The sequence below is a fragment of the Flavobacteriales bacterium genome (genome assembly GCA_029248105.1).
In the GTDB taxonomy this organism is placed as follows: domain Bacteria; phylum Bacteroidota; class Bacteroidia; order Flavobacteriales; family UBA7312; genus UBA8444.
The window spans coordinates 80,092-95,160 of sequence record JAQWJZ010000010.1; the positions used below are offsets into that span (position 1 = coordinate 80,092).

A 15,069-nucleotide genomic window follows, 5' to 3' on the forward strand; every position below is an offset into this window, starting at 1 on the left:
GCCTAACTTCGAGGTATTATCAATTCCCTTAAAATTAAGCTTGTGAAAACTCTCTTACTTATTCTGTTTTTAACTTTCAACTATAATTGTCTCGCCCAAACCATACTCAATGGCAGTTTTGAGGATAATACACTCAACAATGATTTTCATTATTCTTTTACATCCGAATCCTTCAGTACTAGTGTAAACAATATTTTTGGATTTGCTAATAACGATACGCTAACCTTATGTATGAAAAACGGCTCTTCACAAGAGGGTCAGTGGAACTTAATTTTATACGATGTTTTGGAAGGTGACAACCTCAACTATCCCGATAATTTTATCTCCTTAAAGTTATCCCAACCTTTAGTAGTTGGAAAAAATTATAGAGTTAGTTATTATATAAGACGTCATCAAATAATCCAATTTCCTCCACCTCCTGGTCCACAAACAGAAATGACTAATGGTTTATCAATTGGTTACTCTAATGATAGCAGCAATGTCGGTGTCACTTTGTTTAGTTCATCAGCACCTATAAGTTTCACTGACTGGGAGTATCAATACAAAGAATTCCGATGTTATCACGATAGCATCCAATACATTACTGTTAAAATGAAAGACCATTCTATATGTGGTCCTCGCTACGTTTGTCAGATTGACAATTTTGAGCTTACTACATTAGCTAGTATTAGTGAGCAAGATGAATCGTCTATTTTCCTATACCCTAACCCAACCAAATCGGGTATTGTTTACGTCCAAAATAATGAAGCTCAATACCTCAGCGTTTACGACCTTATGGGCAAGCTAAGGCACCAACAAAACCTAAACCCTCATCAGGAAAATACCTTTTCCATCTCGCATTTGGATAATGGGATTTATACCATTCGTTTTTGGAATAAGGACAAACTATTGCATCAAGATAGGGTATTAAAGTTATAGCAATTCCAACACACCCCTGATTAGCTATGCTAATCTCTCCCCTCTCAAGAGGGGAGAAAACAGTAGTATCAAAAAAAATCCCCTCTTGAGAGGGGATAGATACCAAGTATCAGGGGTGTGTTAGCCCCACAAAGGCGTAGGATAAACGCCCTTCTCAATTTGTTCGGCAATAGCCGCCACAGCCATAGGCTTATCTTCTTTGTAAGTCACCCCAAACCAAGTGTCGGTAGTAGGAATAACCTTAACCACCATAGTCCCGTCATTAATTTTATCAGTAACAATGTTTGGTATGTAGTACTCAGCTTTAGGGTCCTGTGCGTTTTCTTTCATAAAAGCGTGAAGTCCTTGTTCTATCTCAGCAAAAATAGAGGGGTGAAAACCCCAGTAGTTCATAGATACACTGGCTTTAGGGTTAAGCTCTGCGCCACCTTCTTCGCCAACATTATATTCTACTTTGCCGTCCACTTTAGCAATCTTGGTACGCTCTATAACTTCAATGAGATTACCTTCATCGGTTACTTCACAAACTCCCCTATTCACTGTACCGTGTTCTGAAAGGGTATTGTCCAAGACATAACCCAACATAGACATAACGGATGGCGAACAGTCGTTTTGCAAAAAGTCAACCATTATCTTAAAGGAATTGTTACCGTAATAATCATCGGCATTAATGACCGCAAAAGGCTCATTGATAAATTCTTTGGCTACCAAAACAGCATGAGATGTCCCCCATGGTTTTTGCCTTTCTACCAAATCCACACCTTCTAATTCTACTTGCACTGGCTGATAGGCGTAAGCAATCTCTATCCTATCCTCAAATTTGGAAAAACGTGAGCGAAAGGCTTCGTCAAACTCCTGACGAATAACGAAAACAATCTTGCCAAAGCCAGACTGAATAGCATCATAAATAGAGTACTCTATTATTGGCTCTTCGTTAGGTCCTATGCCATCGATTTGTTTCAAGCCACCATAACGGCTACCCATTCCTGCTGCTAAAATTAAAAGTGCTGGTTTCATTAATTTGTGATATTAAAGGTTAATTATCGGCAAAAGTAGATAAATCCATTAATACCGATGAGCTATTTCAATTAAATTCTACTAAAACAGACACAATTTCTATGCGTCTTTCTTGTGCCGCTTTGATGCTGTAAACAGAATTCCTTCTATCGTTGGGATTATCGCTTACGCCTATGCTAACTTGTGTTTCTCCTAAAGGTAATTCGGTCAGTACCAATTGATCGTTTTGTAAATAAGGGATTAATACGCCGCTATTAAATTGTTTGAGGAAATTTTCCACACTAGAGATACGTCTTTTGGCCAATAGGTTGTTGTAATCCGAAGCTGTAAGTGGCGAGGTGTAACCTTTCAGTTTAATTTCCACCTTTGCCTCTAAGGCTAAAACCTCTTCTAACTGTTCCGCAAAAATTAATAAACTTTGATAGCCCCCGCTTACGGTTTGCTCAAAAAAGTCATGCATCTGACGTTCGGTAGCATTTTTGGCACGACCAGACATAACAGAAGAAAAACGCTTAATATATTGATCCTTTTGTGTCATGAAAGAGTTATATGCATCTGTATAATTTACAGAAGTAACACTATCCCTAGTTTTAGGGTTGGGCTCATCGTTGTGAAAGTACAAACTCAACGGCAAATTCAAACGCATAGCAGCGGATATGCTATCTACTTCAACACAAACACATTCGATAGTTTTTGTAAAACGATAAATGTCGTTACAACAGCTTTCTGTAGTAATGGTCCTTGAACCTTCTCTATTAGAAGAGAAAAATCCTATACTGAAACTATCAATAGGAGATACATAATATAAGTCGTTGGCAGGACTATTTAAGGGTTTGCCTACATTTTCTACCAAACCCCAATTCTCTTCCCATAGCGATTTGAAAATATCAAACCCTCCAAAACCGGGATGAAAATCAGAACTAAAATACAGAGCTTTTTCTACCGAATGATAGAAAGGAGTAACCTCTTTACCACTCGTATTTATACCATTACCCAAATTAATAGCCGATCCTTGCATAGGCACAAACCATATGTCCATATCGCCCAAACCACCAACTCTATCTGATGCTATAAATAAACCTTCATCACCCTTCCAAAGTCCCCACTGTGGGTGGGTATTATTACTAAAAGATTCATTAAAACGCTCGTCCATGAGTTCTGGGACAGACCATAAACCCTTGCGGTATCGGCTAGTATATATCTGACATATCAAATCGCCATTTTTGGTTTTGCATTTGCTAAAATAAGCCTCCTCACCCATGGGACTAAAGGAAATATTGGCCATGTGATAATTCAAATCATTGAAGACTTTGAACAGCTCGGCAACTCCACCGTATTGGGATTGCATGAACTGTGAACGGTGACCAATATATAACTCTTCAGCAAGACCATCGTCAGCAACCATAGAAGAAAAGTATAAAGCACTATCTCCCAAAGGAAAAGGTGCAAAATCAGAATAAGAAGAATTGATTTGTTCACCCATCAACTCCACTTGTACGTCTTCACGTTTCTTAGCACTAAGAGCCATTTGCGCCCCCTTCCATTCCATCAACGCTTTACGATACCAATAATCGGTGGGGCGTAAACTTTCATCTAAAAACTGCTTGAGGTAAGTCGATGCTTTATCGTACTCAGACTTATTTTTATGCAATACCCCCAACCATAATAAAGTGTTAGGAAAAGCGGCTGACTTTTTACTTGTAAGTACACTCTTATAAGCAGAAATTCCTTTGCTATACTGATTCGTTTGCCGGTAACTTTCTGCTAAAGGATACCAATCGCTAAAAGAATTGCTGTCCTTCTGCAACGACAATTCATAAAAATAAACCGCTGAAAAGTAGTCCTGAGTATTGTAATAGAAACTCGCCTCCGCATCAATTTCTACTTTTTTCTGAGCAAAAGTAAAGCTGCTGAGCAACACTAAACAATAGGATAGAATATTTTTTTTCATAAGAATGTCGGACAGGTTTTGTACTTGGGTTTGGGCAATATCTTGGATTGTATGATATGTGAAAAGGATAACTCCCAGGCTCCTAAATAATTACTTGCAGGAACCAAGTCCGAAGTGTTCCAATCGTAAGAAAATGCTAAATAAGACTGCTCATACTGTACACCAATCAAACAGGACAAGGCATCACCAAATCGGTAATAAGCACCTGCTTCCAACTGTATAGATTTATAGTAATATTCGCTGATATCAAAACTGATTTGTGAACCAAACATCCATTCTCTTTGATTCTGTTGGATGGTAATATGAGCAGACGGACTAAGCTGCCACTGTTCGTCTAAGTCGTAATCTAAGGTAGAAGAAAGTTGATGGCGAATGGCCAATTTATCTTCAGTAGAGATGAAAGAGCGGTTTGGCTTATTGATGTGAAAGATGCTATATCCAAGATTTAAATCGCTAGATGTGAAACTGAATTCTCTATTTATTCCCAAACCTAAATCCATGTAATTCTTACTTTCTGTAATGATAGATTCACCCCCATCAATAAATATTAAATCCGAATAGTCAATGGTGCGTTGCGCGAAACCCAGATGCATCCCTAGTCGCCATTGTTCTAAAGAACGAGCAACAGATAGGTTGAATTGTGTGAGGGATAGGCGAGAGCTTCCCGACTGATCACGAAGAAATTGAAAGCCTAAACCCCAATTTTTAATAGGCATATCCAAACCAACAGAGGTTGTGCTAAAAGGAATACTGACACTTGCCCACTGCTCTCGTTGGTTGGCCGTAATACGATAATCACCATCGAAAGAAGCGGTCAGAGCAGGGTTGCTAAATAAGGGATTGTTATACCACTGGCTAAAATGCACGTCTTGTGCAAATAAACCTTGAACAGCAAAAAGCAATATGACGATTGATTTTTTCATCGTATCAACGTTATATTCCCTTTTTTGAAAAAGGATTTTTCACTCCCTATACATTCAATTAAGAGATGGTAATCAAAAACAGAGGAAGGTTGTAAATCTCCTTTGAAATAGCCGTCCCAACTTTGGCTTTTGTTATCTGCAAAAAAGACTTTCTGACCCCAACGGTTGAATATGGATAACTCCAAATTTTGAACAATATTTAACTCATCTTGAATGCGAAATTTTTCGTTTATCAAATCTCCATTAGGTGTAAAGGCATTAGGAATAAGTATATTATCTTCACTACAACACGATTCACCCAAATTCACATCGATATCTGCTGATTTAGTACAGCCATTTTCAGACCCTCTAAGGTAGTATGTTCCTACCGTTGACACCTGTAAAGAGTCTTGTTGTAAGCTGTTAGTAAAATCGGCATTTACTGACCACTCTATCTGTACCGATGGGGTGGCTTGAACACTCAAAGTAATAGGCAAACCACATATTTCTGCTGTTGGCTCAAAGTCTAAAAGAACATCTTTAACGCTGACATACTGCTTGACCGTATCGAAACAATTATCGGACTGACCAATGAAGTAATACACTATGGAATCAGTAGGCGAAGCATAGGTGCTAGACTCTAATGGATTGACGATGCCGTCGCTAGGATACCACTGATAGCTATAACCATCTACGGTAGATGCCTCCAACAAAACACTATCGCCTAAACACATAAACAAGCTATCTAACTCTTGAGATGTATTCTCATCTATGACGATTGTCTTAATTATACTATCCACCAAATTGCAAGAAGTAGGATCATTACTTATTAGCAAAACCTCATAGGTGCCTACACTAGTGAAAGTATGGGTTGGTGTGGTGTCTGTGGATGTTGAGCCATCGCCAAAATCCCAGTAAAACGAGTTGTTGTCTCCCAAGCTCAAGTTTTCAAAAGTCACCGTCCAATCGCAAGTCAAGGAAGGGGCATTAAAATTGGCTACCGTTAACGGAAAATCTGGATCAAATTTAAATACAGCATTGTTACACGACGCCCCATTGGTGGTAGAAACGGCATTATCGGTAGTTGGAAAGTCCGAAAAGCCGCCACAACCAGCACATACCGATTGATAGACAATTCCTTTTTTATCGAATCGACTAGTACCCCCATCAACGTGTTCTGCCGCTTGGTCACCCCCAAAAAAGGAAGCAAAAGACAGGGTATTGGCATCGTCTTCAAAAATGATAAGATAAAAATCGCTGCCATCTGTTTCACTTTGAAAAGCATCAAAAGTGGTGACCAAATCGGTAGTCGTTCCGCCTGGACCTAAATGGGTAGAATCATTGGTAGACCCACCCCAGCCAGAACAATAAATCCTATTACAAGCATCCACTAAGAAAGCTGTAGGAGAAATATCTATGCCTCCACTACCGGAACCAAAAACAGTAGAAAAATCTAATGTATTTAGCTCCGAATTGAGCTTACTCACAAACTGACCGCTATTGGGCTGAGAAAAAACAGCATTAAAAATTAAGGTATTATCGGGGGCTAAACTTTGACCAAACAAATAGACCTGATTGAACTTATCTAGTTCAATAAAATAAGATTGGTCATATTGATCTGAACCATAATAAGTAGAGTGTAAAACGGTCTGACCGTCTTTAGAAAAATGAGATACAAAAGCATCGACCGAACCACCCAAATAATTGGGTGCATAAGCACCATTTGTCGTTAAAAGATTATTAGAGGATGTACCGCCACAAGCATACAAATCTTGATTGGAATCAAAGGCTAAAGAGTACAAAGCATCGTCACTACTACCACCCCAATACGAACTCCATTGAATAGCACTCAAATCCAAATCCATTTTGACAATTATGCCGTCTTGTCCGCCATTAATAGCTGGTTGAATTAAGCTATTGACAATGGGGAAGTCGGAAGAAAATGTGGAGGAAGCGATATAACAATTTCCATCTTCGTCAATATCTATTTCCCCTCGCATCTGGTCAGCATAATTGTAACGTAATGTGGCTGAACTATTAAAACCATCGTTATTACTACCCCCTAAAAAAGTAGAGGATAAGAGTTCCGTCCCTTCAGTATTTAATCGACTTATATAAATGTCACAACCATTGTTATAGTTGATGCCTACTCCATTAACTGCTAATGCCTGTCCACCATTAAAGGTATTGTCAAAGGCGTCATCTGTAACAGGAAAGTCTGCTGAGCCTGTTGTACCCATCACAAATAATTCTTCATTATAAACGATAAGACTATGCGGCACCTCATCACCAGTGCCTCCCAAATAGGTAGAATACACCATAAATGACCCCGTAGTGTCGTACTTACTCAATACTAAATCATTACCAACTATCCCTCCATTGTAGGCCGTTTGATATGCTCCAACAGTAATTGGATAACCAATATTGTAGGCCGTACCTCCAGCGTACAAATAACCATAATCGTCATAGGTAGCCGTATAACCAAAGTTACTCGCTACCGAGCCCGAATAGGAAGAAAATATCATTTCAGGGTCTATTACCAGCTCCTTGTTTTCATCATATCCTTCAGGGAATTCAAAAGACAAACGTTGTTTTTTCCAAACAAAACGACAAGGAACATCTACCCTTTTACCGTCTTGCAATTGATAAGCGTAAGGGCGTTCTTCTCGAATTTCGTTCAAGGATGTCCGCAAATACAATCGCCCATCTTCAATGCGAATATCTTTAATACCTTCAAGTCGTAATTTAATATCTCTAGGGTCAGCTTGTGCTTGTACTACCCAATCGTATTTTAAACTCCCATAGTATTCGTAAATAGTGTAGTCTATACCGTCATAAATGTTTTTGTAATTAACCTTTTGATAGGTCTTGAGATTAGATACAGATGGCTGAATATTAAAGTAACTGACTCTTCCTTTTCTTTCTTTTTCAAAAGTAATTTGAGGGTTATTAGCTTTCACAAAATGCCATTTGAAAGCATGAGCCTGAATACTATCAAGCATAGTCTTATAATCATGAGAATGACTATAATAGGTGGCATCAATAAAATTGAAGGTCAGCGCCTTATCTTCAAGGAATAATGCGCCATTAGACAAATCTACTTTAGCTTTGACTGCTCTGTCCCATTGGCCTTTATTAGGAGTGAAAAATACCTGAGCGGATAACGAACACCACAACAACAACATCACAAATGTTAGTATAGCTCTCATAGGTGTAAAGATACTGATTTAAGTCAACTAAAAATCAGTAGGTATAGATTGTAATACAGTCATCAAACTATCCTTCAATAAGTTGTACTCCTCTCTATTTTCGTCTTTGACAGGTTTTGATGGTGGTAATTTTTGTTTGTAAGGGTCGACTTGACGACCATTTTTCCAAAAACGATAACAAACGTGAGGACCAGTCGCTAAGCCAGTACTGCCTACAAAACCAATCACATCGCCTTGCTTGACATAAACACCTGGGCGAATACCTGATTTTATTTTTGACATATGCAGGTATTGAGTACTGTAAGTGCTATTGTGTCTTACTTTGACATAATTACCATTATTTCTTTTATACCTTGCTTCTGTAATAGTGCCATTAGCAGTAGATAAAATGGGTGTGCCAGTAGGTGCGGCATAATCTGTTCCTAAATGCGCTTTTATTCGCCCAGTAACTGGATGTTTTCTTCGTTTGCTATAGCTTGAGCTTATGCGGGAATAATTCAATGGCGCTCTCAAAAAAGCTTTTCTTAATGCTCCTCCTTCATCGTCAAAATAGTCACCAAAGTGTTCTTCTTCTTCAAAGTAAAAAGCGTAAAAGTCTTCATTAGCATGATTGAACATAGCGGCATGCACCCTACCTATTCCTACAAGTTCGCCCTCTACAAATTTTTCTTCGTAAACAATCTTAAAATAATCTCCTTTTTGAATTCTGAAAAAGTCTATTGTCCAAGCGTAAATATTGGATGATAATTCCATCACTAAAGCAGGACTCATATTGTTGTTTATTAGTGCATTCCATAAGGAAGACTCTATCTGCCCACTAGCCTGTCTGAGCTTTACCTCAATAGGCTTTTGACCTAAAAAAACATCTATCGTATCTCTGATATCAAAGACCACATAATCGGTATTTGACATTTCATAAATGAAGTATTTGGCTTTTTCAATACTATCATTAGAGCATAAAACCGTAAATTTTTTACCTGCTTTGGCTTTTCTGAAATCAAAAATACCTTTAGAAGCTTTGACAATTTGGTCTATTCTTCCATGGTCAATATGGTTAAGGTAAAGTACCGCCCCCAGAGTTTGTCCTTGCTCTAATTCTCCTCTATGGACCTTGTAGTCTTCAGTACAGATATCGTACAATACCAAACATGGTTCGGCTATACTCTCTGGTTCTGTAAAATTGCAGCTTGAGAAAGTAATTGAAATAGAGATAATCCACACCAACAAGCCTACGACCTTACTCCATTTATTTTTCTTCATTTGTTTTTATCAACTTTCGTTTAGGGCTTTTACTACCCATTGTCTGCCCCAATTCCCCATCTCTTCCTCGGTCCATAGTTCTGGGAAAAAGATTCGTTTTTGAAAACGAGGGGGCAAGTATTTTTGCCAATTGGTACCTCCTGTTGCGTCTATATCACCCTCTTTAGATGACAAATAGCGTACCGCTGATTTGTAATGGACTAATGGCCAATTGACATTAACATTCAAATCTAATAAACGTAGCTGATGAATCAAGTCTTTATTTTGTTGGTCTTCAACACTCAATTGTTGATATTTTGCCATTAGATTTTTATCAGAAAAATCTTTAGCTCTTTGAATAAATTGAGCCATATATTTCTTTTCAAAATTTTCTAGCATTAAGGTTTTCTTACCCGTTTTTACATCTATAGCTCCATCTTTCCAATAAAAGTGCTGAGCCATTTCATCTATACTCGAATCCCTTAACCTTTCTCTTTCGTCTTTGTGAGTGAGGTTGATAAGGTGTGTACATGAAATCTCTATCAACCTGTATTGAGCGGATTGGAAGCCACTAGATGGAAGAAGCGACATTCTAAATTTTAGAAATTGTTCCTTCTCCATACCTTGTACCATTATACCAAAAGAAGAGGTTAGCACTTCAAAATAACTATTGATACGCTTTAGACGTTCTGTAAAAAAATCAGCTGAAAGGCTTTCGTTCCAACCCATATCTTGACCATCTTCAGACATCAACTTTCCATTATGGGCAATCTGATCAAGTTCTAACATAGCTAACTTAAAGTATAGCTCCGTAACTTGATGGTAAATAATAAAAATCTGTTCGTCTGGAAAGTCGGTTTTGGGATGCTGAAGACTGAGTAAAGTGTCTACATAGGTATAATCCCAATAGTGCAAAGGATTGGCATACAATAAGCCGTCCAAATAGGCAGGCAAATCTTGTCCTATAGAAGCATACTTGTTATCTAACTTTTCAATTTTATCTTTAATCTCTTTAGTCCATTCCATAATGATGTATTTTTTGAGGCAATTTGAGCATTAACTGCCTCTTAAATTATGCGATAAATCATATTACGATATTAACAATTTTCTTCGGAACAATAATAATTCGTTTGGGGTTTTTACCCTCCATATATTGTTTGGTTTTATCAAGTGCTAACACTTCTTTTTCTATTTCTTCTTTGCTCAAATCGGCATCCAATTCAAGGGTAAAACGCATTTTACCATTAAAAGAAATGGGGTATGTGAAGGCGTCCTCTTTTAAATGCTTTTCATCATAATTAGGCCAAGTGGTAAGAGTTATTGATTCTGAGTGTCCTAATTTTTCCCAAAGCTCTTCAGCAAAATGAGGGGCGTAGGGCGCTATCAAAACGAGCAAGTCGGTTAAAATTTGTCGCTTGTTGCAGTTCAAGTCATTCAACTCATTAACAGCAATCATCAAGGTGCTCACAACCGTGTTAAAAGCATGTCTATCGATGTCTTCAGTTACCTTTTTGATAGCTTTATGCAACGCTTTTAACTCATCTTTTGTTGGCTGGTCATCAGAAAGATGAAGCTCATTACTTTCATCGTGAGCTAATCGCCAAAACTTTCTTAAAAAATTGTGAACACCATTAATTCCTTTGGTATCCCAAGGCTTAAACTGCTCTAATGGCCCTAAAAACATTTCATACATTCTAAGAGTATCTGCGCCAAACTTTTCGACCAAATCATCGGGTGTCTGAACGTTATACTTAGACTTTGACATTTTTTCAACTTCAAAGCCACAAATGTATTTGCCTTCATCATTAAGAATGAATTCGGCATCCTTATATTCTTCTCTCCATTGTTTGAAGGCCTCAACGTCTAAAACATCGTTTTCTACCAAATCAATATCGACATGCATACGACTGGTTTTGTAGTCTTTTCTCTTGTCAAAACTGACAAAAGTATTACTGTCTTTGATACGATATACAAAATTAGAACGACCTAAAATCATACCTTGATTTATCATTTTCTTGAAAGGTTCATCAAAAGCAATAAAGCCTCTGTCGTACAAAAACTTAGTCCAAAAACGAGAATACAATAAATGACCGACAGCATGTTCTGCACCACCAATATATAAGTCTACCTGCCCCCAATAATCGGCCTTGGACTTTGAAACAAATTCTGTATCGTTCTGAGGGTCCATATATCTTAAGAAATACCACGACGAACCTGCCCAACCTGGCATAGTATTGCACTCCATTCTATCGCCTTCAAAAATATTCCAAGCTTCTTGTTTAGCTCTAGCTAATGGTGGGTCACCATCTTCGGTTGGCAAATATTTATCTACTTCTGGAAGCTCAACACAAGTGTTGTCGGAGATAAGTTTAGGCGTATCATTTTCGTAATAAACTGGAAAAGGTTCTCCCCAATACCTTTGTCGGCTAAATATAGCATCTCTCAATCTATAGTTTATTTTTCCTTTGCCAATTTCTTTTTTCTCAATGGCTGATATGGCTTTGTGAATAGCCTCATTGACAGACAAACCCGAAAGAAAATCAGAATGGTCAATGATGGCTGACTTATCGTCATTAGCTCCTTGGCTAATATCTGTATCTCTAAAAATATTTTTTATTTCAATACCGAAATTATTGGCAAAATCCCAATCCCTTTGATCTCCACAAGGAACGGCCATTACGGCGCCAGTGCCATAAGATGCTAGAACATAATCGCCAATCCAAATAGGGATTTTTTCATTAGAAAAAGGGTGTGTAGCATACGCGCCTGTAAACGCACCCGTTACACTTTTCACATCCGATTGTCTATCCCTTTCAGACTTTAAAGCCGCTTGTTGGCAATAGGCTTCTATTTCTTCTTTTTGGTCGGCTGTTGTAATCGTATCTACTAGCTGATGTTCAGGAGCTAAAACCATAAAAGTAACACCATATATAGTGTCTGGTCTAGTAGTAAATACTTCTATCTGCTTATCACTATTTTCTATAGAAAAACTTAGCGATGCTCCTTTAGACTTACCAATCCAATTGCGTTGTATTTCCTTGATAGAGTCGTTCCAAACTACGGTTTCCAAACCTTCGAGAAGACGCACAGCATATGCCGTTATACGCATAGACCATTGTTTCATAAGCTTTTGTTCAACAGGAAAATTTCCTCTTTCTGAACGTCCATCTTTGACCTCATCATTAGCCAAAACTGTTCCTAAGCCCTCACACCAATTTACCCAAGTTTCAGATAAAAAAGTCAGCCTATATTTTAATAAAATGGCTTGCTGTTCCTCTTCACTCCATGCCTTCCATTGTTCAGCTGTAAAGAGCGGTGTATCTTCATCGCATGGCGATTGTACCAATGTATTTCCGTTACGCTCCAGTTCATCAATCAGTTCTGATATAGGCAAAGCCTTATTGTCAATATTGCAATAATAGGAGTTGAATAATTGCTTAAAAATCCACTGTGTCCACTTATAATAGTTGGGTTCTGATGTGCGAATTTCTCTACTCCAATCAAAAGAAAAACCAATTTTGTCAAGTTGCTCTCTGTAGCGATTAATGTTATTTTGAGTTGTAATAGCAGGATGTTGTCCGGTTTGTATAGAATACTGTTCTGCTGGCAAACCAAAAGAATCGTAGCCCATAGGATGCAGAACATTAAAGCCGTTATGGCGTTTGTATCGAGCGTATATGTCCGAAGCTATATAGCCCAAAGGGTGACCAACATGTAGGCCTGCTCCTGAAGGATATGGAAACATATCTAACACATAAAACTTAGGCTTATCTTTATCTTCGACAACTTTATAGGTTTGCCACTCCCTCCATCGGTCTTGCCATTTTTGCTCAATGCGATTAAAATCGTAATCCATTCTTAAAATATTTTGATAGCAAAGTTAAGCAATCGTCACAACTAAGCACTAAAAATTATTACCTTAGCAAACGTAATGAAACAAGCTCAAGAAAGACATATAAAACGTAAGCTTAGAACTTCTTCTTTGTCTACAATGCTAAGTATATCTTTAGTTTTGCTAATGTTAGGTAGTATGGGGTTTATATACCTCAACACACATCGCTTAACGAATTACATTAAAGAAAATGTAGGCTTCACACTTATACTTCAAGAAAATATCAAAAAAGTCGATCGTCTTCAGCTTCAAAAAAGCTTAGATGCTTCACCACAAGTAAAAAGCACTGAATTTGTCAGTAAAGAAGATGCTGCCAAAATTTTAGAAAGCGATTTAGGTGAGGATTTTATTAGCTTTCTTGGTTTTAACCCATTGTCTGCTTCAATTGACGTATATATGAATGCCGAATATGCCAACGAAAAAAATATTGACGTATTGGAATCCGATTTGCAAAAAACCCCAATAATCAAAGAGATCATAATACAAAAAGACCTGATAGCAGCCATAAATTCCAATGTTAGTAAACTAAGTATGATTTTAATTTCATTCTGCTCATTACTATTAATTGTCGCTATCGCTTTAATAAATAACACCATACGGCTTACGGTTTACTCACAACGCTTTACTATTCAGTCTATGAAACTAGTAGGCGCCACCAACGCTTTTATAAGAAAACCATTTTTGAGAAATGGGGTTCTCCAAGGTGTTTTTTCTGCTCTAATAGGGATAGTATTTTTAATAATAGCCTTATTTAGTTTACACAAAGAAATGCCTGAACTATTATTACTTGAAGATATGCCAACAATTGGAATTATCTTTATTAGCATACTTATTTTTGGAGTGCTAATAAGTACTTTAGTCACTAATTTTTCTGTTGGCAAATACCTTAAAATGAACGAAAACGATTTATATCATTAAAACTATGGAATTCAATTTTGGAAAAAGAAATTATCAACTCATGATATTAGGGGTTTTACTCATCGTAACTGGTTATATATTGATGAGTGGAGGAAAATCAGAAGACCCTAATGTATTTAGCGACGCTATCTTTAGCTTTAGAAGAATGACTCTGTCAGTCATCTTTTTAATCGTTGGATTGGTAATTGAAGTATTCGCTATTTTACATAAAGCAAAAGATGAGTAGTATTCTTGCAGCTATCCTTTTGGGAATTATACAAGGGCTTACCGAATTCTTACCCGTTAGTAGTAGCGGACATCTTGAAATTACAACCTTTATTTTGGAGCGTTTTGGTAGTCAAGGCTTACCAGAAGAAAATATTTTAATGACCGTTGTGTTACACGCTGCAACAGCACTAAGTACCCTCTTTATCTTTAGAGATGAAGTGGCTCAAATTTTCAAAGGATTATTACAATTTAAATGGAACGAGGAGTTTCGGTTTTCTTTAAAAATCGTCATCTCAATGATTCCTGCTGCATTAGTTGGTGTACTTTTTGAAGAACAGATAGATGCGCTTTTCGGTGGTAGAATATTACTCGTCGGCAGTATGCTAATCATTACAGGGCTTTTATTATTTATTGCGGATAAAGCTAAAAACACCACTAAATCGGTGAATTTTAGTCAGTCATTGATTATCGGTATTGCTCAAGCTATTGCAATACTGCCAGGAATTTCAAGGTCTGGAGCTACTATTTCTACTTCTGTATTATTAGGCATAGACCGAGAAAAAGCAGCACGATTTTCTTTTCTTATGGTAGTACCCTTAATATTTGGCAAAATGGCAAAAGATATTTTAAGTGGCGAAATAGCTACTGAAAGTGCTTCTTTTATTCCATTAATAGTCGGTTTTATTGCTGCTTTCCTAACTGGATTAATTGCATGTAAGTGGATGATTTCTCTTGTAAAGAAAAGTCAACTCAAGTATTTTTCTTACTACTGTTTTTCAATAGGGCTTATCGCTATACTTTTTACTTCCCTGTAAA

The 15,069-nt window shown here is 37.5% G+C and carries 11 protein-coding genes; 4 read left to right on the forward strand and 7 right to left on the reverse strand.

Going from position 1 to position 15,069, the window contains the following annotated elements:
* Nucleotides 1–42 precede the first annotated feature (42 nt).
* Nucleotides 43–918: a T9SS type A sorting domain-containing protein gene (locus tag P8I29_01770; protein ID MDG1916524.1), complete on the forward strand. Its 876-nt coding sequence runs from the start codon at nt 43–45 to the stop codon at nt 916–918.
* A 120-nt stretch (nt 919–1,038) separates the two neighbouring features.
* Here the strand turns inward: P8I29_01770 and P8I29_01775 are convergent, their stop codons facing one another.
* From P8I29_01775 to leuS, 7 genes are all read right to left on the reverse strand, one after another.
* The gene (locus tag P8I29_01775) at nt 1,039–1,935 is read right to left on the reverse strand and encodes a sugar phosphate nucleotidyltransferase (GenBank protein MDG1916525.1); all 897 of its coding nucleotides are present in this window, start codon (nt 1,933–1,935) and stop codon (nt 1,039–1,041) included.
* 67 nt (nt 1,936–2,002) lie between these two features.
* The gene (locus tag P8I29_01780) at nt 2,003–3,886 is read right to left on the reverse strand and encodes a hypothetical protein (GenBank protein ID MDG1916526.1); all 1,884 of its coding nucleotides are present in this window, start codon (nt 3,884–3,886) and stop codon (nt 2,003–2,005) included.
* On the reverse strand, nt 3,883–4,809 hold the full coding sequence (locus P8I29_01785; protein MDG1916527.1) for a PorP/SprF family type IX secretion system membrane protein: 927 nt from the start codon (nt 4,807–4,809) through the stop codon (nt 3,883–3,885). The genes P8I29_01780 and P8I29_01785 overlap by 4 nt, the downstream gene beginning before the upstream one ends.
* Nucleotides 4,806–7,997 (reverse strand): gliding motility-associated C-terminal domain-containing protein, encoded by a 3,192-nt coding sequence (locus P8I29_01790; protein ID MDG1916528.1) that lies wholly within the window; start codon nt 7,995–7,997, stop codon nt 4,806–4,808. Before P8I29_01790 ends, P8I29_01785 begins: the two co-directional genes overlap by 4 nt.
* Before the next feature lie 27 nt (nt 7,998–8,024).
* Nucleotides 8,025–9,257 carry a peptidoglycan DD-metalloendopeptidase family protein gene (locus P8I29_01795; GenBank protein MDG1916529.1) on the reverse strand — a complete coding sequence of 411 codons (1,233 nt, stop codon included), beginning with the start codon at nt 9,255–9,257 and terminating at the stop codon, nt 8,025–8,027.
* A 9-nt stretch (nt 9,258–9,266) separates the two neighbouring features.
* Entirely contained in the window at nt 9,267–10,262 is a 996-nt protein-coding gene (locus tag P8I29_01800) for a tryptophan 2,3-dioxygenase family protein (protein ID MDG1916530.1), read from the reverse strand.
* Nucleotides 10,263–10,320: 58 nt separating this feature from the next.
* The gene (leuS, locus tag P8I29_01805; protein MDG1916531.1) at nt 10,321–13,092 is read right to left on the reverse strand and encodes a leucine--tRNA ligase; all 2,772 of its coding nucleotides are present in this window, start codon (nt 13,090–13,092) and stop codon (nt 10,321–10,323) included.
* A gap of 75 nt (nt 13,093–13,167) precedes the next feature.
* Here leuS and P8I29_01810 point away from each other — a divergent pair, with 75 nt between their 5' ends.
* From P8I29_01810 to P8I29_01820, 3 genes are read left to right on the forward strand one after another with little or no spacing between them, the layout of a single operon-like run.
* Nucleotides 13,168–14,046, forward strand: a complete 879-nt coding sequence (locus P8I29_01810; protein MDG1916532.1) for a permease-like cell division protein FtsX — start codon at nt 13,168–13,170, stop codon at nt 14,044–14,046.
* Between the two features lie 4 nt (nt 14,047–14,050).
* A complete protein-coding gene (locus P8I29_01815; GenBank protein ID MDG1916533.1) occupies nt 14,051–14,272 on the forward strand; it encodes a DUF3098 domain-containing protein in 222 nt (73 codons plus the stop codon).
* On the forward strand, nt 14,265–15,068 hold the full coding sequence (locus P8I29_01820; GenBank protein MDG1916534.1) for an undecaprenyl-diphosphate phosphatase: 804 nt from the start codon (nt 14,265–14,267) through the stop codon (nt 15,066–15,068). Before P8I29_01815 ends, P8I29_01820 begins: the two co-directional genes overlap by 8 nt.
* Nucleotide 15,069: the final 1 nt, after the last annotated feature.